21 protein-coding genes are annotated in these 25,154 nt (G+C 37.8%); 9 read left to right on the top strand and 12 right to left on the bottom strand.

All coding sequences use genetic code 11. The annotated features are described in order from the left end of the window. Positions 1-4: 4 nt before the first annotated feature. Positions 5-3,304: an S-layer homology domain-containing protein gene (locus MHB40_RS03060; protein WP_342533871.1), complete on the bottom strand. Its 3,300-nt coding sequence runs from the start codon at positions 3,302-3,304 to the stop codon at positions 5-7. 343 nt (positions 3,305-3,647) lie between these two features. Beyond that, on the bottom strand, positions 3,648-3,878 hold the full coding sequence (locus MHB40_RS03055; protein WP_342442440.1) for a hypothetical protein: 231 nt from the start codon (positions 3,876-3,878) through the stop codon (positions 3,648-3,650). 63 nt (positions 3,879-3,941) lie between these two features. On the opposite strand from MHB40_RS03055, the gene MHB40_RS03050 reads away from it, so the two are divergent. The 5 genes from MHB40_RS03050 to csaB all read left to right on the top strand — a co-directional run bounded on the left by MHB40_RS03050 (position 3,942) and on the right by csaB (position 11,457). Next, entirely contained in the window at positions 3,942-5,792 is a 1,851-nt protein-coding gene (locus MHB40_RS03050) for an S-layer homology domain-containing protein (protein WP_342533870.1), read from the top strand. A 343-nt stretch (positions 5,793-6,135) separates the two neighbouring features. Then, a complete protein-coding gene (locus tag MHB40_RS03045) occupies positions 6,136-6,876 on the top strand; it encodes a WecB/TagA/CpsF family glycosyltransferase (RefSeq protein WP_342533869.1) in 741 nt (246 codons plus the stop codon). Further along, on the top strand, positions 6,873-8,429 hold the full coding sequence (locus MHB40_RS03040) for a polysaccharide biosynthesis protein (RefSeq protein ID WP_342533868.1): 1,557 nt from the start codon (positions 6,873-6,875) through the stop codon (positions 8,427-8,429). The genes MHB40_RS03045 and MHB40_RS03040 overlap by 4 nt, the downstream gene beginning before the upstream one ends. 20 nt (positions 8,430-8,449) lie before the next feature. Continuing rightward, positions 8,450-10,363: a DUF5693 family protein gene (locus MHB40_RS03035; protein ID WP_342533867.1), complete on the top strand. Its 1,914-nt coding sequence runs from the start codon at positions 8,450-8,452 to the stop codon at positions 10,361-10,363. Further along, the gene (gene csaB / locus MHB40_RS03030; protein WP_342533866.1) at positions 10,363-11,457 is read left to right on the top strand and encodes a polysaccharide pyruvyl transferase CsaB; all 1,095 of its coding nucleotides are present in this window, start codon (positions 10,363-10,365) and stop codon (positions 11,455-11,457) included. The genes MHB40_RS03035 and csaB overlap by 1 nt, the downstream gene beginning before the upstream one ends. Positions 11,458-11,543: 86 nt before the next feature. Here csaB and MHB40_RS03025 read toward each other — a convergent pair whose 3' ends face one another. From MHB40_RS03025 to MHB40_RS03010, 4 genes are all read right to left on the bottom strand, one after another. Beyond that, the gene (locus tag MHB40_RS03025; RefSeq protein WP_342533865.1) at positions 11,544-12,533 is read right to left on the bottom strand and encodes a hypothetical protein; all 990 of its coding nucleotides are present in this window, start codon (positions 12,531-12,533) and stop codon (positions 11,544-11,546) included. Beyond that, positions 12,530-13,441 (bottom strand): hypothetical protein, encoded by a 912-nt coding sequence (locus MHB40_RS03020; protein WP_342533864.1) that lies wholly within the window; start codon positions 13,439-13,441, stop codon positions 12,530-12,532. The genes MHB40_RS03025 and MHB40_RS03020 overlap by 4 nt, the downstream gene beginning before the upstream one ends. A gap of 284 nt (positions 13,442-13,725) precedes the next feature. After that, positions 13,726-14,556 carry a flagellin gene (locus MHB40_RS03015; protein ID WP_342533863.1) on the bottom strand — a complete coding sequence of 277 codons (831 nt, stop codon included), beginning with the start codon at positions 14,554-14,556 and terminating at the stop codon, positions 13,726-13,728. Between the two features lie 173 nt (positions 14,557-14,729). Further along, positions 14,730-15,206: a transcriptional regulator gene (locus tag MHB40_RS03010; protein WP_342442433.1), complete on the bottom strand. Its 477-nt coding sequence runs from the start codon at positions 15,204-15,206 to the stop codon at positions 14,730-14,732. Positions 15,207-15,411: 205 nt separating this feature from the next. On the opposite strand from MHB40_RS03010, the gene MHB40_RS03005 reads away from it, so the two are divergent. Next, positions 15,412-16,986, top strand: a complete 1,575-nt coding sequence (locus tag MHB40_RS03005; protein ID WP_205446894.1) for a hypothetical protein — start codon at positions 15,412-15,414, stop codon at positions 16,984-16,986. After that, positions 16,983-19,748, top strand: a complete 2,766-nt coding sequence (locus MHB40_RS03000) for a DEAD/DEAH box helicase (protein WP_342533862.1) — start codon at positions 16,983-16,985, stop codon at positions 19,746-19,748. Before MHB40_RS03005 ends, MHB40_RS03000 begins: the two co-directional genes overlap by 4 nt. 245 nt (positions 19,749-19,993) lie before the next feature. Here MHB40_RS03000 and ssb read toward each other — a convergent pair whose 3' ends face one another. Further along, positions 19,994-20,392: a single-stranded DNA-binding protein gene (gene ssb / locus MHB40_RS02995; RefSeq protein WP_205446890.1), complete on the bottom strand. Its 399-nt coding sequence runs from the start codon at positions 20,390-20,392 to the stop codon at positions 19,994-19,996. 297 nt (positions 20,393-20,689) lie between these two features. Here ssb and MHB40_RS02990 point away from each other — a divergent pair, with 297 nt between their 5' ends. After that, complete coding sequence (locus MHB40_RS02990) at positions 20,690-21,115, top strand: YwpF family protein (RefSeq protein WP_342533861.1); 426 nt, start codon at positions 20,690-20,692, stop codon at positions 21,113-21,115. Between the two features lie 82 nt (positions 21,116-21,197). Beyond that, positions 21,198-22,169, top strand: a complete 972-nt coding sequence (locus MHB40_RS02985) for a nuclease-related domain-containing protein (protein WP_342533860.1) — start codon at positions 21,198-21,200, stop codon at positions 22,167-22,169. Between the two features lie 237 nt (positions 22,170-22,406). Here MHB40_RS02985 and MHB40_RS02980 read toward each other — a convergent pair whose 3' ends face one another. The 5 genes from MHB40_RS02980 to MHB40_RS02960 form a co-directional block, all read right to left on the bottom strand. Then, on the bottom strand, positions 22,407-22,832 hold the full coding sequence (locus MHB40_RS02980; protein ID WP_205446888.1) for a hypothetical protein: 426 nt from the start codon (positions 22,830-22,832) through the stop codon (positions 22,407-22,409). Between the two features lie 109 nt (positions 22,833-22,941). Then, positions 22,942-23,325 carry a hypothetical protein gene (locus MHB40_RS02975; RefSeq protein ID WP_205446887.1) on the bottom strand — a complete coding sequence of 128 codons (384 nt, stop codon included), beginning with the start codon at positions 23,323-23,325 and terminating at the stop codon, positions 22,942-22,944. Between the two features lie 147 nt (positions 23,326-23,472). After that, positions 23,473-23,916: a 3-hydroxyacyl-ACP dehydratase FabZ gene (gene fabZ / locus MHB40_RS02970; RefSeq protein WP_205446885.1), complete on the bottom strand. Its 444-nt coding sequence runs from the start codon at positions 23,914-23,916 to the stop codon at positions 23,473-23,475. 55 nt (positions 23,917-23,971) lie between these two features. Further along, positions 23,972-24,262: a DNA-directed RNA polymerase subunit beta gene (locus MHB40_RS02965; protein WP_205446875.1), complete on the bottom strand. Its 291-nt coding sequence runs from the start codon at positions 24,260-24,262 to the stop codon at positions 23,972-23,974. A 47-nt stretch (positions 24,263-24,309) separates the two neighbouring features. Further along, positions 24,310-25,149, bottom strand: coding sequence for a flagellar hook-basal body protein (locus MHB40_RS02960; RefSeq protein WP_342533859.1), 840 nt, complete (start codon positions 25,147-25,149; stop codon positions 24,310-24,312). Between the last annotated feature and the right edge of the window lie 5 nt (positions 25,150-25,154).

Here is a 25,154-nt window from a genome sequence, read left to right as displayed (position 1 = left end):
ATGATTAAGGTTGTACTTTTACTGTAACGGCTTTATCAGCAGTAGCTTTGCCACCAACTTGAGCTTTTACTGATTTAACAGTACCAGTTGATACTGGTAATGCATCAGTGAATGCACCGTTTGTTACTGTTACTGTACGAGCTGGAACAGTCGTACCATCTTCTAATGTGTAAACAAGTTCTACAGAAGTGATAGCAGCGTCAGCTACAGTACCTGCTACAGCGTACTCAGAGTAGATACCTAATGCAGCAGCAACTGAGTTAGCAGCTTTTGCTTCGAATGAAGTAATTACTACTGATGTTAAATCACCTGTTTGTACAGTTAAGTTAGCACGTGCAGCGTTTAAAGCATCTTTAGCAGCAAGTTTTTGTGCGTCAGTTGAAGCACTGTTGCTAGCGATTGCTTTAGCATTTGTTAATGCAGCTTGGAATGCATCCCAAGAAGCCTGAGTGTATCCAGTGTTTGTTACAGCGTCAGCAGCTTGGATAGCTTTTGCTAATTCTGAAGTTGCTGTAGCGCCAGTTTCAACTGGTTTGTTACCTGTTGTAGCAATGCTGTAGATGTAGAATGTAGTTACGCCATCTTTTACTTCATAAGTTACTTGAACAGTACCAGTTGCATTTGCTAAAGCTTTAATGAAGTCATCAGCAGTTGCGATTGGTGTGTTGTTAAGACCACGGTAGTATACTTTCTCACCAACATAAGATACTGATTCTTTACCAGCAAATTTAAGTGTTTGTTTGATAGAGTCATAAGAATCTACAACACCAGTGTAAAGTGCAGGAACAACTGTTGAGTTTGTGAATGATACAGATGCAGTTTGAGTTGGTAGAATGTTGCTTGCACCTGTTACATTTACGCTTACTGTATCAGCAGCATCAGTTGTAACACGTACAATTGCTTTACCAGTTGCATCAGATTTCACTTGGTAAGTTTTTGTGTTACCTAAGTTTTGAGAAGCGTTTAATACTTTACCAGCAGCATCTTTTACAGTTGCGTTACCGAATGTAGAAGTTACATCAAATGCTAATGCATATTCGTAAACTGTGTTACCTGGGTTAGTAACCACTTCTTGTACCCATACGATTGTACCATCTGGTTGAGTAACTGGTTTCCAAACGATTTGAGTTGTTTGACCAGTTGAATTGTAACCATTTGGACGGTAGTCGAATCCGTTTTGATCTACAGATTGGTAAGTGAAGATTGCATCTTTACCAGCAGTTGTAGATGTAATTGTACGGCCATACTCATCAGTAACTTTTAATACTGCATTCGTTACTTCTGGTGCTTTGAAGTAAGTTACTTCAGCTACAGCTTGAACATCAGCTTTGTCAAGCTCTACAGGAGAAGTTTTACCAGCTGTGTTTAAGAATACTGTTGGTTTTGCGAAAGCAGTAGAACCTTTACCAGTTACGTGGAATTGAGCTTTACCTTCTTTACCTACAGTTACTTTGTAAACTGTACCAGCTGTTACTTTAACAAAGTTTTCTTTAGCTGTTGAGAAGTAAACTGCATCAGTAGTGATAGAAGAAAGGTTTTCTTTATCAAATGTTACATAAGCAGCTGTACCTTCTGGAGCTAATTTACCGTCTTTGTCAGTTACAGTAACAGTATAGTTACGTCCACCAACAGAGTTTTGGTCGTAAGCTACTGGTGTATTTAAGAATTCTGCAGAATCTGCTTTACCTTCAGCAGCAACAGTAATCGCTAATTTATCGATTTTTGAGAATTTAACTGCTGGTGCTTCAGCTTGTAATGCAAGCTTAGAGTAAGAGAAATCAGTTGCAGTTTTGTTTACTGATGATGGTAAGTAAACGATTGGTGTTGCAGTTAAGTCAGAACCGTAAACAGTAAATGTTGCTTCACCGTTAGCATTTGTTTGAACTTTTGCAAATTTCTCAGAACCAGTTGTTAATTCATAAGGAATTACAAAGTTGTTTGAGTTTGCGTGATCTTGTACATAAAGGTTTGTGATTTTATCAGGGTTTACATCAATGTTTTCTTTAACTGCTACATAGTAAGTTGTGTTTTTAGCGCCAACTACTTTGTATGATTTTTTAGTATTGTTAGCTAATTCATTACCAGTTGTGATTTCAGAAACTGCTAATTGAATTTTGTTAGCCCAGTATACTTTACCAGTAGAAGAAACTGAAGATTTGCTAGTAGCGTAAGCTGCTACGTTATCGTTGTGCTCGTAGTAACGAGTGTAAGAGTAAGTAGCTACACCATTTTCATCAGTTAAAGCTTCAACTTCGATTTTAGCGTTAACGTTAGCGTTATCACTTACGATGTTGAATGTTACTGGGATACCAGCTTTAGATTGACCTTCAGCTACAGTAACTTGAGCTTTAAGAGTTACTTCTTTACCAATAACTCCTTGTACTGATGTAGTTGTTACATCGATTTTCGTAGGGATTACAGCTGCAATACCTTTGAATTTACCGATTTCTTCTTCTTTATAAGATAAAACGTATTCTTTGTCAGCAGTTTGAGCTTCAGTAGTTAAAACAACAACTTTTTTGTTTGTTTGTTTAACAGAAGCGTTTTTAACTTCTAAACCATCGATTTTGAAGTTTGAAGCTTTTACGTCATCAACGTTCACTTCTTCGTCGAATGTTACTTCAACAGTTGTGTTGTTGATAGCTTTGATAGAAGCATCCACTGGAGTTTCAGCGTCAACTAGGTCAAGAGTACGTGAGAATACTACTGCAAAGTCTTGACGAGTGATTGATGCATTAGGGTTAAGGTTTAATTTACCGTTTGCTTCAGAACCAGTGAAGATTCCGTTAGCTACAGCTGTTTCTAAGTAAGATTTAGCCCATGGTTTTACTGAAGAAGCATCAGCGAATTGGCTTAGGCTTTCGCTACCTTCTAAACCGAAAGCGTCAACTAGGATTTTAGCTGCTTCTGAACGAGTTAATGATTTGTTAGGTGCGAATTCAGTTGCACTAACACCTTCAAAAATTCCGTTTGATACAGCTGCTGCGATTGCATCGTAGTACCAAGCGCCAGCTTTAACGTCTTTGAAATCTACAGATCCATCAGCTTCTAATTCTAATGCTTTTGTGAAGATTGTTGCAGCTTCTGCACGAGAAATAGTTTTAAGTGGGTTGAAGTTTCCGTTAGCATCACCTTGGATTACGCCGTTGTCAACTAGTGATTGAACCGCTTCTTTCGCGTAACCTGAGATTTTGTTGTAGTCATTTAATTGAGCAGCAGATGCTACAGGAACGATTGCTGATGCAACTAATGCAGCTGTTGCTGATGCCGCGAAAAACTTACGGCCTTTGTTTTGCTTTGCCATTAATGTATTCCTCCCTAAAATTCCTTAAATTGATATTAATCCAACGAAAACTATAGTACCGCCTTATTAGTTACCTAAATGTATGTATTATAGCTTTCTTGAATAATACAAAACTAAAGCAAATTTGTTAGTAAATTTACTAGAAAAAGAGTAGTAGAATACCATTCTAGTAAGTTTATTCACTTTCTACAATAATATAACACTAACTTTTCCTAAATTCAAGCACTGGGACATAAATTTAGTTATGAAAGCTTATTTTACCATACCTATTATGGTATATAATAGATACCAATAAGCTACCATCTATTTATTGTCTAAAATGTATTGGTAACATATAGTTCCGTTACCTATTATACCTTACTCTCAATAATAACCAAGCATTTTCTGGAATGGTTACTAAATTGTCAAAAATTAAAGACTCCCGTAATATTTTAGTTATAATTGTAAAGAAACAGAAATATAGAAGGCGTTTCTTAGCGAATTCTGCCACTCCCCCACCAACTTCACGAGTTTCTTCTTTATTAAGTAAATAATCAATTCTATCTGTCCCCATGTTGTAATAATAGATTGCCACTTTTTATGCTACACTTTTGATAGTTTGATAGAACATGATCAACTATTGAAGGGAGCTTGAAAAATGAAACGTAAATTTCCTCTTTATGGAGCAGTTTTGGCAGGTATGTTATATCTTGCCCCTACTACCGCTTCAGCAGAAGATATTTCAAAGCACTGGGCCTACCATGAAATGAACTATCTCATTACCAACGATTTAATGAAGGGCGACGAATTCGGCCATTATCGTCCGAATGATGCTGTCACTCGTGCTGAATTTGCTGCTTTTCTTGTCAGAACCCTGAATTTGCCAGCAGCTTCTAGTCAGGCAACCTTTGCAGATGTTAAAAAAGGTGACTGGTATTATGGAGTGGTTGAGCAAGCAAGCTATCACGGGTTAATTAAAGGTGACGAGCAAGGCAAGTTCCATCCGAATAATCATATTAATCGTCAGGAAATGGCGGCTATGTTAAAAAGAGCTCTTACTTATCAAAACATCAACACATCTTCCTCCCCTATTGCTTTTAGTGACAATGCACGCATTGCCAAATGGGCCTATGCAGATGTACAAGCTGTCGTCTCAACAGGACTACTTGTTGGGAAGCCGGATAATCAATTTGCACCTCTTGCTCAAACAACTCGTGCAGAAGCAGCTACCGTGCTCTATCGTTTAATCCATCTGGAAGCGCCTGGGACAGGTGGTAAGCAATACATGACGACGAATTACTCACATGATTACTCTTCTGTAGTGAGTAAACAAACAAAGAATAATCCAAAGGTCGATGGTGCTGGCATTTTCACGGCTAACGAGGCACTAGTGTCATACTATGTACACCCAAAAAGCTTTATGCAGGATAGCCCATCTTATTATCAATTCCTAAAATTATCTACTGTTGTCAATAACCTGAGTGCAAAAGAGCTGAATGATAAAGTACTTGCAAATAAAGGAAGCTTAGCAGGTACAGCGGATGCCTTTATTCAGGCTGGTGTCGACAATAAGATCAATGCTATTTATTTGGTCTCACACGCCTTACATGAAACAGCCAATGGTGGTTCTGCACTTATTAAAGGGATTGAGGTTGGCTTAGATACAAATGGCAAACCGATGATGGCGACACCAGAAAATCGCGATAAATTAACCGCTATTAAGAAAACTTACAATGCTTACGGTATTGGCGCTATTGATGCCGATGCTAATAAGTACGGTGCTGAGCGTGCTTATACAAATGGTTGGTTTACTGTTCAGGATGCCATTATCGGTGGTGCCCAATTTGTAAAGGACCAGTACATTAGCAAGGGTCAAGATACGCTCTATAAAATGCGTTGGAATCCTGACAATCCGACAGTCCATCAATATGCAACACATGTGATGTGGGCCGTCATTCAAGCGAAAAAGATTTATGACATTTATGAATTAATTGGTGCTCATACGACAACAAATCTAGTGTTTGATGTACCTGCTTATCAAAGTCAATCTTCCGCTCCTGCATTACCAAGCCCAACGAAGCAATATGCAATGGATTTAGGTTTAGCTGGAGCAATAGGTAACACAACGATTAATCTCAATATGAGAACGTATCCAAATACAACAGATAATGCTTCGATTATTACGAATTTGCCAAAGGATACCTCCATTAAGGTCCTTGGTGAAAATGGTGGTTGGTTGAAAGTAAGTGTCAATGGACAAGAAGGCTGGGTGCTTGATGATTATGTGAGTCTTGAAAATGGCTTACAAATTGTCAACATGAATATCACACTCAATGTTCGAAGTGAACCATCTACTACGAGTGCTATTTTAGGTACTGTTAAACCGAATGGCTTTATTATCGGCGTTGTAGACGATAAAGGTGAATTTGTAAAAAATGATGCCTGGTATCAGGTAATCTACAACGGAAAAACAGGCTGGGTGCATGGCGATTATATTGTAAAAAAATAATTTTAATAGGATGCGCCAAAGAAGAGTGCGATGTTGATTCGCACTCTTTTTGTTGGTCATTTTTTATCACGGAAATGTAAGCGCTATATAATAGAAGAAACTCGAAATTTTAGGCTATCATTTTCAAAGCGTTTACCTAAAATTTAGTAAATTTCTACGCCTATAAAGTGCCCTAAAAAGCTTCATATGATGATCCATATTCTTTTTAAAATTCGTTATCTTATGAGAGCTATACCCTAGTTAATCCCCGTTAAACCCATTATCGAAAATTTCCTGTCAATATTGCTTTTATGGTATGATAGATTGCAGTGAAAATGGAATTACAGAAAGGTTTGAACACTATATGAGGCATGTAACGATTATGGGCGTACCCTTTTTACATATTGGTCAGCAAGGGTTTGTTGATTTACTCGTTAATCGTATTGAACAGCAAGAAAAAACTTTCGTTGTGACAGCCAATCCTGAAGTTGTTATGCAGGCAAATGAAAATCCAACTGTCATGAATTACTTAAAGCAGGCAACTTACATTTGTGCGGATGGCATTGGTGTCGTTAAGGCTGCACAAATTCTTGGTGAGTCACTTCCAGAGCGTGTAACAGGCTATGATACGATGGTACGTCTGTTGGAAGTTGGTCAACAAAAGCATTTTAAAATCTATTTATTAGGTGCTCAAAAGGAAACCATCGAAAAGACGGTTGCCAATATTCATAAGAACTATCCTAACGTTGATGTCGTTGGCTATCATGATGGCTACTTCGACTGGAATAATAATGATTTTGCAAAAGAAATTGCTACTCTACAGCCTGATCTTGTATTTGTGGCATTAGGTGTACCAAGACAGGAAAAATGGATAACGGAAAACCTTGAGAAATTTTCAAAGGGTGTATTTATCGGTGTAGGTGGCTCTTTCGATGTCATCGCGGGCACTGTCAAACGTGCACCAGTTATTTGGCAAAAATTAAATCTTGAATGGCTCTATCGACTGTTACGCCAGCCAAGTCGATTTGGCAGAATGCTTGTACTTCCACGCTTCGCTTTAAAGGTATTTGCATTAAAGCTTAAAGGTCAGGGCAAAACAAAATGAGTCAGTCAACATTTGTTAAAAGCACACTCATCTTAACGATTGCAACCTTACTTTCTAAAGTAATCGGTAGTATCTTCCGTATACCACTTCAAAATATTGCTGGTGATGAAGTACTCGGTATTTTTAGTCTTGTCTATCCTGTTTATATGGTAGCACTTTATTTATCCGTTGCAGGTATCCCTATCGCTATTTCTAAGCTGATTGCGGAAGCCAAGTCGAGTCATGATACTGCCAAAATTAAGAAAATTTATGTGACTGCAAGAATCCTTGCATTATCCTTTGGCGTCATTAGTTTTACAATCATTTACGGCTTTTCAGAGCAGATAGCGAATGCACTTGGTGGGCCTTCAACAGAGATTGCCTTAATTATTGTTGCCCTCACATTACTGGTAGCGCCCTATATGGCTGTCTATCGTGGATTTTTCCAAGGTTTTGGAGATATGCGACCTACTGCCATCTCGCAAGTGATTGAGCAGTTAGTACGTGTTGCGTTAATTTTAATTGTGGCGTATTTCCTAGTTGCGATGGATTATTCGAATGATATCGTAGCTGGGGGGATTATGGCAGGCTCTGTACTAGGAGCTCTCGGCTCACTTTTCTATTTACTCTTTAAATATTTCCGTTCTTCGGTAAAAGTGACGAGCAAGGAGAAATATTCTGGTAAGGATTTCTCTAAATACAGTAAAACCATTTTAAAAATTTCCATTCCAATTGCGATTGGTTCTGTCACAATGGCACTCTTTAACTTTGTAGATTCCTTTACGGTTACATATGGCTTAAGAAGTGCTGGTGCAGATGCTAGTGAGATCAGTTACCTTTATGGTATTTATGGTCGAGGACTAACATTAGTTCAAATTACGACTGTTTTTGCTTCTTCGATTATCTTACCGCTTGTACCGCTCATTACAACGAAGCTAGCTGAACGTAAATTGGATGAAACACGCAATATTATCGAAAAAACCCATCGTATGACACATCTTATTTCATGGCCAGCTGCGATTGGACTTCTAGCCTTAACCTTGCCTTTAAATCTAGCTCTTTTTAAAGACTTAGAGGGAAGCTTAATGTTAGCCATCATCAACCTGAGCTCTGTCTTTACATCTCTGACTTTGCTTGGAACAGGTATTCTACAGGGCATGAATGCTGCCAAAACAGGGGCTATCATTATATTGAGTGGTGTTGTCCTTAAGGTATTTTCCAATATCTTCCTTATCCAGGTATTCGGCTTAGATGGTGCTGCCTATGCAACTTTGCTAGTGTATTTTGTGTTATTTATTGTGAATTCTGTCTTTATTTATCGTACGATTCGCTTTACTGTCCTTGGAAAAGATACGGTAAAAATGATTGTGTCTTCGATTGTAATGGGAGCAGCAGTTGGATTACCAACGCTTTGGCTTGACTTTACACATTGGTCAAGAATGTCGGCAATGGGCTATCTAACTGTCGCAATCGTAGTTGGAGGGGCTCTTTACTTCCTGCTACTATGGCTAATGAAAGCTATTCATAAACAAGATTTAAAGAAAATCCCTGTTATCGGAAAAAGATTTTCATAAATAAGAGAGGTAGGACACTTATGTCAAAACAGAAATGGCTTTGGGGAATCATTGTTCTTTTACTCGTCGTTTCCTCTACAGGTATCATGATGAGGTGGAATGCGGAGCAATCGAATGATGCTTATGAGATTGTCATTCCCTATGATGAAATACAAACCGCAGAAAAAAATAGCGACCTAACAATGGATGAAATCCTTTCCTCATTAAAGGATGCTGGACTGAATACTGTGAGTCTAGAGCCCTTAACATTAAAGGAAATGGAAAAGCAAAACTTAATTACCGTTTATAAAGAAAGTGAATTAGCAGCACAATTATTGTTTACACCTTATAAAGATGCTGTTGATATCTCTAATAGTGGCTATTATATTCGAGTGCCTGAAAATGAAAGCTACCAAAAGCTAATCATGGAGAGCGTTGAACCAGCGGAAGTACAAATAGGAGAAGAAGCTTTCTATTTCCTTCCTGCTTCTAACCACAATTTTGATTTAAAAACACCAATTGGCTACGATCAGCCTGCTATTGACATGATTAGTAAGCATGGACTAGCTCACATCTTTAAGGTAGAAAATGCAGATAATGAAGTAGCTAATGAAAAGTTGGTTAATCAATTAGTCGCTTTAAAAGAAGCTTCTGCTGGCCGCTTACTTGGTCAAGGTGATGAAGCTATTGGTTTTGGACAAGAAGACGGCCATCAATTAGTTGAAAAATTAAATGATGCTGGCTATTACTTCTACACAATTGAAAGTAACCCACTTAAAGGTGAAAGTAAAATCGCTCAAATGACGGATTACAATATGATTCGTTTGCATAGTATCAATGTCAACAGAGAGACTAAATTAAAGTTAAATGCAAGTATTGACCGTACAACACGTGCTGTCAAAGAGCGTAATATTCGCTCCATCTTCTATCATATTAAAACAACAGGCAATGCCAAAGAAAATGTAGAAGAAACGATTGATTACTTAAATGGCGTGCATGACACAATGCCAGATCATTTCCAACCAGGTGAACCAAAGCTGTTTGATAAAGTAGCCGTACCAGCTTGGGTTACAGCAGCCGTATTAGTAGCAGGTATTTTATTTACCTTTATCATTTCAGAATTAGTAAAATGGCTGCCTCTTCGTATCGCAGCAGCTGGCTTTATGGCTGTACTAGCCATTGCGTACTTTATCCTAAAAAGTACCCTTTTCTTACAAGCATTTGCACTCATTATTGCAGTCCTTGCACCAACCTATGCAGTCATCAAATCGGCGCAAGGTTCTACGAAGCTGTCTAACATATTGATCCAATATTTAAAAGCAGTAGCGATTAGTGTTATTGGAATTGTTATTGTTATTGGCTTATTGAATGGTAATGCCTTTATGACAGGCTTTGCAGTGTTTAAAGGGGTTAAGCTTGTTTATCTTATTCCAATCATGGGTGTTTTATTATTTACAGTGATTGAGATTAACCGACTAGCAGATCAAAACATTAAGAACTCTTTATCGAATACGGTAACATTGTTAAATAAAGAACTAAAATATTGGCATGTGCTACTACTCGTTGTATTGGCAGGTATCGGATTATTTTACATTAGCCGAACAGGTAACTCTGGCTCTGTAAGTGATATGGAATTAGCCTTTAGACAATGGCTAGAAAATACATTGTATGTTCGACCAAGAACGAAGGAATTTTTAATTGGTTTCCCATTCTTCATTTTAGCGTTATATGTAATGGGCATTAATCGCAAATGGGGTAGCATTCTCCTTGTACCAGGTGTTATCGGTTTCTTATCCATCATGAATACATTTACTCACCTACACATCCCAGTAGCTGTTTCTGTCTTACGCACACTGTACAGCGTATCTCTTGGTCTTGTAGTAGGACTAGTGTTTATCCTACTCTTCAAAATCGGTTATCGTTGGGTTTCTAAGGCAATCGCGAGGTGGTCATAATGCACGTTGTTTTATCTGGCTATTATGGATTCGATAATGTCGGAGATGATGCCATTCTACTGTCCATCATCCAATCTCTCAAAAAGTGGCAAAATGATATAGAGATCACGGTATTATCTAATAACCCAGCAGCTACTGAGCTAACATATGGTGTCAAAGCCGTTAATCGTTGGAAAATGAAAGAAATTCGCCAATTACTTAAGACAGCAGATGGACTTATTAGTGGTGGCGGCAGCCTCATGCAGGATCAAACAGGCATGAAAACTATTCCTTACTATGCGGGCGTTATTCAAATTGCAAAATGGTTGAAGAAACCAGTATTTGTTTACGCCCAAGGCATGGGTCCGATTAATCATTCGCTTAGTAAATTCATTGTTCGTACAGTCTTTAATAAGGTCGAGCAAATAACCGTTAGAGATAGAGCCTCTCTAGCTCTTTTAACAGAGATCGGCGTACGAAAAGAAACAATGATCGTACCCGACCCTGTTATGGGACTAAACGGTAATGACTTTCATTGTGATTGGTTAGAAAATGAATCTTTGTCAGCCGATAGCTATATCTCGGTAAGTGTTCGTGACTGGCCTTCTGCTGTTGCCTACAAAGAAAAAATCGCACACAGCCTAGATGAATTAGCACGCCAAGGTGAGCAAATCGTCTTCCTCCCTATGCATGGTGAGCATGATTTTATCACTTCACAGGAAGTAGCAGCACTTATGAAGGAAAAGAGCTTGATTGCTCCTGCTGATTTATCCATTGAGGAGAAAATTGCCGTGATTGGTCAATCGCAACTATTAATAGGTATGCGACTACATTCCTTAATTTTCTCTGCAATCTATGCAACACCTTTTATTGCGATTTCGTATGATCCGAAAATTGATGCATTTGCTGATATCGTTGAACAACCTGTAATCGGTCATGTCGAAGTAGATGATTGGAATGGTGTGACATTGTTTGAACAAGCTGTGGCAATCCTTGAATCCTATACAACGGTTCAAGAAAAAATGCGCCAGGCTGTCATCCCATTGCAAGACGAAGCAACAGCAACAGCTAAATTAGCAATTGAAGCTTTTTCAAAAGTACAAAGAAGAATATAATTAATAAAAGATGAATTTCAAAAGTAAATATTGAAATTCATCTTTTATTGTCTTAGGTGAACAAAAACATTTTCGTTTTCATTTAATTATTGAAATAAAAAAATAATAATGCCTAGTACAATCACATATAAAGGAACAGTTAGTTTTAGTAGAGTCATTTTAGTATGTCTTGAGTGCTCTTGGATGGACTGATCTAGCTTGTGTGCACGAGTAGTCCATTGCTGATATTGATCCTGTAATAGTGATTCTATTTTAGATGTTCGTATATCAACAACCTTTTTTAGTTCATTTAATTCATCCATGGTAGTATAAAGCTCTTTTATTACTGAATCTACCTTACTTAGAATGCCTTCATCTTGGTTTTTTAACTGCGTCATTCTGTTATTCATAACTTTTTCTAATTGATCAGTTGCCTCCGTATGTTCTAATAGTTTCTCCTCTAAATCAGCAATTCGCTCAGTTGAATTTTTCAATTGAAATTTTAATAATAATACACTATTTCTATTTTCACCAAAGTCTTTGTTATATTGTGTTTTAAATTGATGATATTCTTGTGTAAATTGAGTAATATCCTGTTTGAATTTTAATAAATCGATTTGCTGTTTACCTGACTGCTTTTTTAAAGAAATAATCAGAGGATGATTTTGAAGATCTTCTAATTTAATTTGTAAATTTCCATTTAATGGAATTCGCTGCCTTACATCTTCTAATTCCAAATCAAGCTCATTTGATAATTGAGTCAAGGTTGTTACAATTCGAGCAATATCTAACTTTGTCGCATTTACATTGTTTAATTGTTCTTCTGTTGCTTGAATATTTGCTGTCATTTGCTTTTTCACCATCTCCCACATTTTTTTCATTTGTTTCATAGATTGATCATTTTGCCGTTCATTCATAAATTCTGCTAAAGTAAGCTGATTTTTTGCTAGTATTCGTTCAAAAGGATCCTCCATTTGGTCCAGTATTTTATCGATAGAGTCATTTGTACTTAACTCTCTTTCTAAAATATATCTACGGTTTTTTAATTCATGGTTATCTTTAAATCCTCTATACGTATTTACCAACGCACCTATCATTGTATATCACCTAAAAGCAATTGTTTATTTGGCAACAAATTACGCTGCTTCATATCGTCCATTAATAGGGCGATTACTGATAGTGAAGCACCATTACTTACTTGTTGCTTTAATGATTTAAACATGGCCAAGTCCTCTTCAATAAGTTGTACCTCTTCAACTAACTCTTTGTTCCATTCATTTGCTAAACCCTTAATCCCTTTTGAAACTAATAACATCACACCAAAAGAAACCACTCCATCTAAAATATCCGCAACATCTGATAATCCTTCTACCAAATCAAAATTATCACCAAGTTCCTCTATATTCTCTGGGATATTTATACCAACAACACCTGCACTTAGTGTAATGGCGGCTGTGCCCATACATACCCTCCCCGCAATTTGAGCTGTACGGTTAAAAAATTGTATTGAAGAATCACTTACTAATCGATGCAATTTTCCTTGTTTTAGTAGACGTAATGTATTGGCAACAACAATAAGAGGATTATCATCAATAATGCCTATGCCAGAGCCAAGAAGAAAAGCTATTTTATATGCTTTTGGGTTGTTTTTTGATAATTTTAAGGCTATCTCTTGTGTAATAAGCGAACCTGCATCGAAGGCATTTACTGTAAGCCAATCAATCGCAGTATTCATTTGCATACCGCTAACATTATAAATAGCTTCCGAAAAAGGGAAAGGGATGCCTGCTGGGGAGGTAAAGTCTTTTGTCATATGGTCAAACCAAAGTCCAATCCCCTCTATACCTTCAAGTTGATATGCCTCAATTAACCCTTGTGCATCATGCCCATGTTTAATACGATGCCCCATCCCAGCAACAGAATCCATCATTGCATCAACAGAGCTACCATTATGGCCCAAATCATGATAGTTTTCGGTCAAATCTATAACTAAATCCTTTAACATTTTTGGTATACTCCTTTAATTTAATTGATATATTTATCATATATTAACATCCAAAATTTACAATATACAGAGGTGTTTTTTCTTGTATTTATGAAACTAATGTTAATCGAATAGAATCATGTGAAGATGTTTTAATATAGTTTTGGTTGAAAATAGTCACTAGAAATGATGTAAATATTAAAGGATTTTTAAAGCGACGAATAATAAATTTTAATATAATTCTTACCAAATTATTAATTTTTCTTCAAAAGAAAATGATGAATTTCAATTAACATTGAAATTCATCATTTTTTTCCTACTTCTAATAATTTTAAAATCGATTGTGCTTGTTGCATATGCATGGCTAACACGTATTGACTTGCTTGCATCAAAATTTGCGCCTTCACCATATTCATCATCTCTTTTGCGATATCTGCATCTCGAATTCGAGACTCTGCTGCTTGTAAATTCTCTGCGGTGTTCACATTGGCATTGTAGGCATGTTCCAAGCGGTTTTGATAGGCGCCAAGTCGTGAGCGTTCATTGGAAACTCGTTTTAAGGCTTCATCCATTGAAGACATGGCTTTTTCCGCTTCCTCACGAGTGGCAATGGAAGCATCCTTCAAACCAAGTGCCTCGGACCCCATCCCATTGATAAGTAATTCTATACTTTGCCCTGCATTGGCGCCTGCTTGAATCTTAATGCCATTTGTTTCATAATCCCCATTGAGTAATGTCTTCGTATTAAATTCTGTATCGGTCGATGTTCGCTGGATTTCCTTTTTTAATTCCTGGAATTCCAGATCTAATTTTTTACGATCATCATCTGTTAGTGTATCATTGGCTGCCTCCACTGCTAACTCACGCATACGCTGAATCATAGCATGTGTCTCATTCAGTGCCCCCTCTGCCGACTGCACAAGAGAGATACCATCCTGTATATTTTTAGCTGCCATATTCAATCCACGAATTTGAGCACGCATTTTTTCAGAAATCGCCAGTCCAGCCGGATCATCCGCCGCACTATTAATCCGATAACCGGAAGAAATTCGTAGCATGGCTTTACTCATCGAACCATAATGTCGATTCATATTATTCAGGATCGCCATCCCCGTTGCTGACCACTTACCAAGCATGATTTCACCACCTTCTTGACCTATATATCGGTTCGTCCCCTCATCTATTGACTTTATTTTTGGAAATGGTTTCTAATTTTTTATGAGTTATTAACATTTTATAGTTGATTAACCACATCATAAAAGCACCTGCTTTTCATTTATGAAAAGTAGGTGCTTACTGGACAATCCATCTATTCAATTTTGAAACCTCCAAGTTGATGGCTCTTTTGCTGTAGCAACTCGAAAAAGAGTACTTTATCATTCTCTAATAATGCCTGATCAATTAAATGATCCAAATTTCTGTCCTCTAGCTCTGCAATAAGCTGGTCGATTTCGCCAACCGTCACAGTAGAAACCATCGGAATTTGTTGCTTTGGTGTAGCGCTTTCAAGTATTGGTGCTAGATGCTCGTGAACATTGGTAATAAGCAATAGTTGATAAAGTGGTAATCGAATAAAACGATTTCCTTTTTGGAAAACAAATACCTCAGATAAATTTTCAATTTGCTGTGTCTTCATGTTGATGATCATCTCTTTACCTTCTATGGGAATGAAATGGAAAATCTCATTCTCTTTTAAAATAGAGAAATATTGATAAGCAAATACGAGACGTAATTTATCTCCAGTAACTTTTGTGTAAAACGGCTTCATGTATTGAACTTGCATCATCCTTCATCCCTCCCTAGTTATCTGATTATTCAGATTTTAACACAAATCAAAAGCCTTGTTAACTATCTTTATTTCATTTTTTTCTTTCTGATCATTCAGCTTATCATTACTGCATTTTAATCGTATAATGGAAGGACAGTCTTTTTTTCCTTTTTTACAATTAACAATGTTAACTATAGCCATACATGATGAAAGGAGTGAGGTTATGGCATTGTCTATATCGCAGTTAGCTAAGGAACATCAAGCATTTGTGCTGACTAAATTAAAAGAAGCTGAACAAGGCTTACATCCTTCCTCTACCGAGGATGAGGAACTAGTACGTCGTGCTGTCTTTTCTGTAAGGAATAAATCCATTGTTTTTGAACGGTTTAATGGAGCGAGTTCTATATTATATGCAAGTGTTCAAGATGTCAGACCCGCTTCTGTTGAAATTGATTTTTCCAAGGAAGAGCTACACTGTAGCTGTCCTCAAGCAAAATGGTGCCGACATCAAATAGGTGCTTTACTCGCTCTCTATCAATATTTTGATTCGGTTCAAAATTGGTCGAGTGCTTGGCGTGCTCAAAAATCAGTTCAGTTAAAATTTTTAGCAGACGAACGCAGCCCGCAAAGCTGGTCGATGATGGTGGATGAGGTGATGAAACGATTATTACCACCTGGGCGCGTACTAGAAGGCTATGGGCTTTCTGCTGTAAGAACCGATGCATTGGAGCGTCTTCGTCGACATATGCCCTTTGAGCGTGAATGGCAACCCCTTTATAAGCTGTATATGGAGCTAGCTATTTTTAATTCGATATGGCGGCATTTAAATGAAACACCTGGACATTCGTTAGATTCACCTTATATGAAATATTTTATCGATCAAAGCACTCAATCTTTTGAGAGCATTCTCACAGAGCTTTCTAATCGGTCACGTCTGTTTGCGACTGACCCATTTTATGATGCCATCCAAGAGCTAGTAAGAGAATTTTTATTAGAACGACAAGGGCTTTTCGCTAACCGACTTCGTCTATACATGCTGCTGTGGGCAGTGCTTTTTTATGAGAAGCCTCGACGTGAACAGGAATTGGCATTTATAAATAATCTTGATCACCCTTCAGCAGAAATTTCTCTACAATCGCTAAAATTATTATTTTATGTGCTATTACAAAAAGAAGATTTGCTGCTTGAAAGTTTGGCACAGATTGATTTACCACAAATGCAGGATTTGTTTGAACTAGCTACTTTTGCTCAACGTGCTGGTGAGTCCTATTCATTAGCAGTCATTTTACGAGCAATTTTACCTTTGACTGAAGAATTTCTACAGGAAGTCGTTCCAGTTGTTCAGCGTGCCCAATACGTAAGGCAATTCCAACTTTTATTTGACGAGATACAGCTTACAGATGAAGAGGAAGCAATGCTATACAGTGCCTTTGGTGTGTATGGGCTACAGCCGTTCTCAAGTTTTTTAATAAAAAAAGGACGTTATCGTGAATGGGCAGCTCTCCATCAATTAAACCCATCATCTCTATCCTATTTAGAAATGTGTGGATTAAAGGATGTATTACAGGTTGAACCTGCAATTGTTTTACCTTTATATCATGTCTATGCCATGACTGAAATTGCTCAAAAATCACGACTAAATTATAAGCAGGCTGTGCGTATTTGGAAAAGTATGCGTAGCGCTGCAAAACGGGCTGGCAAAGTAGCTTATTTTGAAACATATATGCAAACCATTCGTGCAGAATATAAACGACTCCGTGCGTTACAAGAAGAAATTGAGAAAGGAAACTTAGTATGATGACAATAAATGCTCCTTCCCCTTTTTCCAAAACACAACAGCTCCGTATTGAAGTAGCTCGGGAAGGATATTTTACGTTGCAGGGTTTTACTGCAAATGGTACAACAATCGATGTTGATACATTAATTTCTTCGCTATTCTTTACTTATGAGGCAAATGTTTATGGATTATTAACAAATCGGGCTGATTTTACGATTGAGGTTTCTACAGCTGAGTTACTAGATATTTTTTCATCAAGCTTCCAGCACCCCTTTATCAGTTGGATTGGTGCAAATGAAGATAGTATGGAATGGTTGAAAAAAGTATACGCCTTACAGGAATACTGGCAAGAGCCTTCACTTTGGTCACATGCTGTCATTGCAGATGATTTTTCATCATTAAGTTTTCCTATTGATCATATAGATTCAGCATTATTGGAAACAGCTGTACAGCAAAAGCTTTCACAGGTTGGGCTAATACTAGCTGATTTACCAAAATTACTACCCTTTTTCCTACGAGGCGGCTGGCCATTGGATCAAGCTCGTCAAGCTGGAGCTGTTTCCGTTTCTTTACGGTTAAGTGAGCCAGAAGAAGATGCCGATGTATGGTTATTAGAAACGGTCCTAAGTACTGCTACAACAAAAAACTACTGGACACCTGCTATTCGTAAACAATCCTTACCTATAGAAGAAGCACTACCTACAAAGTGGCGAATGTTTGCAACTGAAATTGCGCAGCAACAACAGCAAATTGTAGAACTTCTATCCACCGATACGATCAATAGTGACATCTTTATTCGTGTGACACTGGAAGATTTAGAAGTGCGCTCTTTCCTACGTGAGGATCTCGCTAGATTGCAGGCACTTGGTTTTGATGTTGTACTACCAGCATGGCTAAAGGATTTAAAACAATCCAAAATTAGAGTACGCGTCACAACTAGTAATGTCTCCACAAGAAAGGTAGCAGGTTTAGATGATATTTTAACGTTTAAATGGCAGTTTTCTATGAACGGACAAACGATTTCAGCTGAGCAATTTAAAAAGCTCGTGGATGAGAAACGTGAATTTATTCGTATTGGAACTGAATGGTTCCGAGTAGACGCCAATTGGATGCAAGAAATGCGTGAATTAATGCAGCAGGCTGAAGATGAAAGCTGGACTGTTCGGGAATTGTTATTTAGAGAGTTACCAGAAGACTTGTCTGCTCCTCTTGAGGAAGAAGATGCAGATGATGCACTGAGAGATGATCCAATCTTTGCATTAGAAATACAACAATCATTAAAAGCATACATGGAGCAGCTTTTGGAGAAGAAAGGCTTGCCTGCCGTTCCAATCCCATTGTCCTTACAAACCGAATTACGCCCTTATCAATTAGAGGGCTTTGAATGGTTAGTCTTTATGCGTCAACAAGGTTTCGGTGCTTGTCTAGCCGATGATATGGGCCTTGGAAAAACGGTTCAATTGATTACCTATTTACTTCATATTTATGAGTCCGCAGCTGATTACACGAAGCCATCCATCATTATTTGTCCCACTTCAGTGCTTGGGAACTGGCAAAAAGAACTTGCTCGATTTGCTCCGTCCCTGATTGTGCATACGCATTATCAAACAAATCGAGCAAAGGATGAAGAGTTTAAACAGCTAGTGACAGCAGAAAAGCCACATGTCATTTTATCAACTTATGGTACTGTGTCACAGGATACTGAATTTTTACAGAATATCGATTGGGCAACGGTTGTACTCGATGAAGCTCAAAATATAAAAAATATGCAAACATTACAATCAAAAGCCATTCGTAAATTGCTAGGTGACCATCACATTGCTCTCACTGGGACACCTGTAGAAAATCGTTTATCTGAGTTATGGGCTATTTTTGATTTCATTCATAAGGGCTATTTAGGTAGCTTTGGCCGCTTCAATGAAGAATTTATTTTGCCTATTGAACGGGACGAATCAGAATCGCATAAGCAGAAGCTTCGAGCTAAAATTCAGCCATTCTTATTGCGTCGTACAAAGCGTGATCCACATTTACAGCTTAACTTACCTGATAAGCTAGAATCGAATGAATATTGTCCATTAACAACAGAGCAAGCTTCACTCTATGAGGGCTATATTTTAGAGACACTTGATCAACTAGAGCAGTTAACAGGCTTTCAAAAAAAGGGTCGCGTCTTAAAGATGCTCAGTAAATTAAAGCAATTATGTAATCATCCTGCCTTATATTTAAAGGAACCTTTCGAGGATGCCGAAACAATGCTTGCACGTTCGACTAAGCTAGAGCGCATTGTACAAATGGCAGCTGAGATTGTGGACAATGGGGAGCAATGTCTCATCTTTACACAGTATATTGGAATGGGACAATTGCTACAGCATTGCTTTAGTGAATTATATAATGTAGATGCACCGTTTTTAACTGGTGCTATGCCTAAGCAGCAGCGAGATCGCTTAGTAGAGGCTTTCCAGGCAGGAGATTTCCCTATATTTATCCTTTCATTAAAAGCTGGTGGAACAGGACTTAATTTAACAGCTGCTACTCATGTTTTACATGCGGATCGCTGGTGGAATCCCGCTGTCGAAAATCAAGCAACAGATCGTGCTTATCGCATCGGACAGACACAATTTGTGCAGGTCCATAAATTTGTGACAATTGGTACGATCGAAGAAAAAATTGATAAAATGCTGGTGCAGAAATCTGCATTATCGGAAGAGCTTATTCAATCAAGCCAGTGGTTGACTGAGTTAGAAGATCAAGAACTCCGCGATTTAATAACATTAGATATATAATAATGAGATGCGCCAAGAGCAAATAGTTCTTGGCGCTCTTTTAGTGGAACTTGCTACTTCTTTTCCCTACTTACTTCATCATTCATATTTAGTTGTGTTGTAAATTCCATTGCTGTGCGGTCTTCAGCAATGTTTATTATTAGTGGTACACATCATTCCTTTCTGCTGTTACGGTGCAAGAAATATAAGGAGAATGGCGGATCAGACAATGAATGTTCTCTTGCCCCGTATGTAAACTTTCCTTGCTAAGGTAAGACAAAATCCTTTAAGCCTTCCTGTTCATTCGGTGGCTGCGACGGTACTATAGCTGTTTCGTCACTATCTCTTTGTTTAAGTTGATAAAATCTAACATCCTCAACCACTACCTCTGTCATAAAAATCTTCGTGTTCTCCTCATTTACAAATGACCTTGTTTGAATACGGCCATTGACACCGATTAATGAACCTTTACCGCAATATTTAACGATATTCTCTGCAAGCCTTCCCCAAGCTGTACAGAAAACAAAATCTGTATCTACTTCCCCATGATTGTTTTTAAAATTACGGTTAATGGCTAGTGAAAAATGAGTCTGCACACGATTTCCAGATAAGTAACGTAACACCGGGTCTTTCGTAAACCTTCCAACCAATCCGACTTGATTCATCCGTTCACCTCCTTTGTTTTTGATTGCTCTCATCTTACAAAATGATTCCGGCTTTAGCAAAAATCAATATTGTTAATTTCCTTCAGTTTTTGAGCATAAATTGGGTAAATTAACATTTTTGTTTTTCTATTTTTTATTAATTTTTTAGCTGAATGCTTTAGGCTATAATAGCAAATGCTATTTCATGAAATCTGCAATTTCGCAGTTTTTGAAAAATCGTCACAGGGGCACATCACAAACAACCGCTACCTCATGTGTTATACTAAAAGAATGACAGACTTAGGAGGAATATACATATTGAAAACATTTAAAATGCTTTCCTTTGACCTTGTCACAAAAGATGGCGTGCAACCATTCCCTTTAATCGATGGCATCATTATTAATCAGGAAAATAGTCATCAATCTTGGGTACTTGAATTGTTTATGGAAAAACAATTTCGCTCAACCTTTGATGAGCTCTTAGCGAATGCTACAGTATTCAATGTACGTGCAGTTATTTCGTTTCCAGATAATGAACCCGCTCCTTTCCAGGTGATCGTACATACTGTTGAAGAAATCGGTGACCATGTTTCAGTACTATTAAAAGGTACGCTTAAAATTAAACGCTCTAAATATGCTGAGCAATTACTGTCAGAGTTACTTGCTGAGGGCGTTTCCCTAGAGGATTTATTAGATCGCTTTACACAAGATATGAAAAAGCGACCAAAATTAAAAAATGACTAGCGATGCGAATTTTTGCATCGCTTTTTTGTTGGACAAGCAGTTATTTTTATGTACAATACAATTTAAAAAAGGAGGGTTAAATTTGGTTGTTACTATGAGGGAGAAGCCTTTAAAATTATTATGGCTTGAGGCTTTGATGAGGCGTCTTTTAAAGGATGATGTAGAATTTCATTATTATCAAGAACAGTATCGTCGACTAGATGCAGGGTTTGCGGGGGAGCAAAAGATTGATCGCGTATGGCATGAATTAATATACCCAAATACCTTTTTTGTCTTACATAATGTATGCCTTGTGAACACTGCTCAACATCTGCATCAGATTGATACACTTTTTATTTGTCCTCAATTTATGTTGGTAATAGAAATCAAAAATATACATGGTCGACTTGAATTTGATCAACACACACATCAATGCACACGCACAAAGGTTGATGGTACTGTTGAAGGATTCCCAAATGCTCTTACTCAAACTGAGCGTCATATACAATTTCTTAAAGATTTTTTTGCAAGTTATTCGCTCCCTGTTGAAGGGGCTGTTGTTATAGCGAATCCTTCAACAATCATTGTCAATCCATCTAATACTCTCCCCATTTTTCATGTGTCAGGTCTTCATAAGTATCTTCAGTCACTTTTTAAAAAGCATCCTAAAAAAATAATGACGGATAATCATTTAACTCAATTCGTGCAAGGCTTACTTGCTAAGCGTACGATTCCTCAGATTCATACAACGATAGCCCCATCACGATTTCGACACGGTGTTCTTTGTCCAAAATGTTCCTATCAAAATAATATGTATTTCCATCGTGGCATTTGGAAATGTTCGTTTTGTCATTATAGGAGTATAGAAATTTTTGCAGAGGCCATGCTTGATTATCGGTTATTAGTTAGTCATTGTATTACCAATCAGCAGTTACGAGCTTTTTTTAAAATTAATTCTAACGATGCAGCTACTCGATTGTTAAGGAAATTTCAGTTTCCATATACCGGTACCTATAAGGATCGTGTTTACCATTTACCTGAAAATTTGCTGGAGCATATGAAGAAATTTTATTGATGGGGGTTTTGCTTTGCCTCGCGGGTATTCGCTTATCTTCCGCAGATATTCGCTTTCCTTCCGCAGGTATTCGCTTTCCTTCCGCGGGTATTCGCTTTCCTTCCGCGGGTATTCGCTTTCCTTCCGTGGGTATTCGCTTCCCTTTCGCGGGTATTCGTTTCCCTTTCGCGGGTATTCGTTTCCCTTTCGCGGGTATTGAAAAAGAGTGTTTTCCATAGAGGAAACACTCTTTTTATGTTATCGGTTGTTCATACCATCACGGTACTTTTCAGTGTCGTTAACTTTATCGTCGACAACATCATTATTATTGTTGCTGTTTATGTTGTCATTACGTTCAACACCATTTACACCGTTTGCATTTGGTGTGTTGTCATAGCCGTTTGTGCCGTTGATATCGGCATTTGAACCAGGTGTTGTTGCTTCAGGTAATGTTGTATTATCGTTTACAGTACCTCGATCAACACCATTCCCATTTACGTTATTGCGATCGTATGCATCATCACGATTATTCGGATCTAATGCGTCCTCGACATCGTCGACACCACGACGAACGTCATTCTCGACTTCTCGGACAGGGTGATCTTCTACTGCTTTATTTCCCCAGTTACAACCTCCAAGGAATGCAGTTGCAAGAATAATGGTTAAAAATGACATTTTCCACATAGTAAAAAACCTCCTTTCTTGGGTACTATGTCATCAAATACATCATCTGTATTTGTGATCCTACATAGATTGCCCGGGAAAGGAGGGAACTATCCGATTTTTGTACAAACTATTTTTGTTTTTCTTTTAATAATTGTTCAATATAAGCTGCTTCTGCTTTACAGTCGTAGCTATAGTTTGTGCCTAGCTCTTTTTGCAATGTTTCGATTGTTTCGATTTGCTGCGCCGTTGGTTCTTCATTTAAAATTTTGGCAATAACCTCATCGATTTTTTGTGCCATTTCTTCATGAAACTGTGCACTCATCAATGTATCAGCAGGGATTTTTTCGATCCATGCGGCATTCTCCTGAAAATAAGTCTGCCAGCTTGCAATGAAGTCTTCCATGGAAAAGCGCTCTTCATCCCAACCAATACTTGCTAAGTATGTTTCAAAAGATGTTGAAATCGAACGAGTAATGCTAATTTTAATACCTGAAGACAATTCCTTATACATCTTAATAATCCTCCTACATTCGTAAAACCTGAAAATTACATCTATTTCAATTCACAATCGCTTATTTGCCATCGCAATTTAACAACCTACTAATCAATTTTTGACTTGACTTTATCTATTTTATATCTTTTGGTCTACAAATGCAAATTAAGCTTGTTTAGGCTGTTCAGGCCCAATTGCAAATAGAATATCGGCTTCACATACAAGTTCTCCATCTACTGTTGCTACACCATGACCTTTACCCATTACGCCACGAAGTTTTACAAATTCTACTTCCAATTTAAGTTGGTCGCCAGGTACGACTTGACGTTTGAAACGACAATTGTCAACACCCGTTAAAAATGCTAAACGGCCCTTAAATTCTTCTGCATTTAATAAAGCCACTCCACCTACTTGAGCTAAAGCTTCCACAATTAACACACCTGGCATAACAGGGTAACCTGGGAAGTGCCCATTAAAAAAATCTTCGTTGATTGAAACGTTTTTTAAACCTACAGCACGTTTCCCTTCTTCTAATTCAACGATGCGATCTACGAATAAAAATGGATAGCGGTGTGGTAAAATTGCTTGAATTTGTTCTGCTGTTAACATGTCATTTCCCCCTCAAAATTAAGTATGTATACACAAAGTAAGGTAAAGAATAATGTTATTCTTTACCATTCATAATATCAAATATATGCTGCCATGTTTCTCTTTTAAAAATATCCATAGCATTGCCTTCTCCAATAACGCTAAAGCCAAACATTGCGCCTAATGATGCGGCAACAACGACTAAGATGAGAACAATTACAATGCGTAACCAAATCGGAATCAGTCGGATTTGCACCCATCGAACCTCGCGTTGCTCTCCAGTCGAGCGGCGTTCTTTCTTTTCTGGTTGCGGTTGCGTATCGGTTTCTTGTGTCGGCACAGAACGTCGACGTGAATCGTTTGTCATAGATTGTACTCCTCTTCATTCCTTACTATGCGGTTTTGGATGACTTCTTATCGAATGCCATTAATTAGTCCAAGCATTTGATCTGCTAATGTAACCGCTCTTGCGTTGAATTGATAAGAACGTTGTGTTTGAATGAGTTCTGTCATTTCTTTCGAGAGGTTAACATTGGACATTTCTAGTGTACCACTTTGCATGCTAATTTGCTGACGGTTCGCTCCCACAAGCTCTGTTAGAACTTCCGCCTGCGTATAGCCAAGTTCAGCTAAATTATTAGGTAATCCCATATAAGAACCAGCAACATGCTCCATTAATTGCGGTTTTTGGAATTCTGTTACAGCTAAATCCGTACGAATGACATCCCCATTTGGATAAGATGCTTCTAATACACCACCATCTCGAACGGCAAACTTTTGAACAGTATCTGGTAATGTAATAGCTTGTCCTGCAGCATTTGCTACAGGGTATCCCTCTGCTGTTACGAGCATGACTGTTCCATTGTTTAATGGAGATAAATAAAAGTCACCTTGTCGAGTATACACTGTTTCTGTTCCATTTTCACCATCTGGCATTAAAATATTGAAATATTGTTTCGCTTTTGTGAAAGCTAAGTCTAAATCACGATTCGTTGTTTGTAATGAACCTTGCTTTTCATTGGATTTAATTTGCCCAACCATTGCACCCGTTCCATAACGAATACCAACAGGAGTTTGACGCTCAGCACGATCCTGCTTATCATTATTAAACTGCTGATAAAGTAGTTCATTAAAGGATGCTTCCTTTGCTTTATAGCCCGTTGTATTACTGTTAGCAATGTTATTACTAATTGTATCAAGTTTGTTTTGTAATTGACCCATTGTGTTTGTTGCTGTAATCATTGTACGTAGCATTGATA

The organism is Lysinibacillus sp. FSL K6-0057 (assembly GCF_038630885.1).
Lineage (GTDB): Bacteria > Bacillota > Bacilli > Bacillales_A > Planococcaceae > Lysinibacillus > Lysinibacillus fusiformis_F.
Note: the sequence above shows the minus strand (reverse complement) of the source record. Positions and strands in the feature narration are given on the sequence as shown.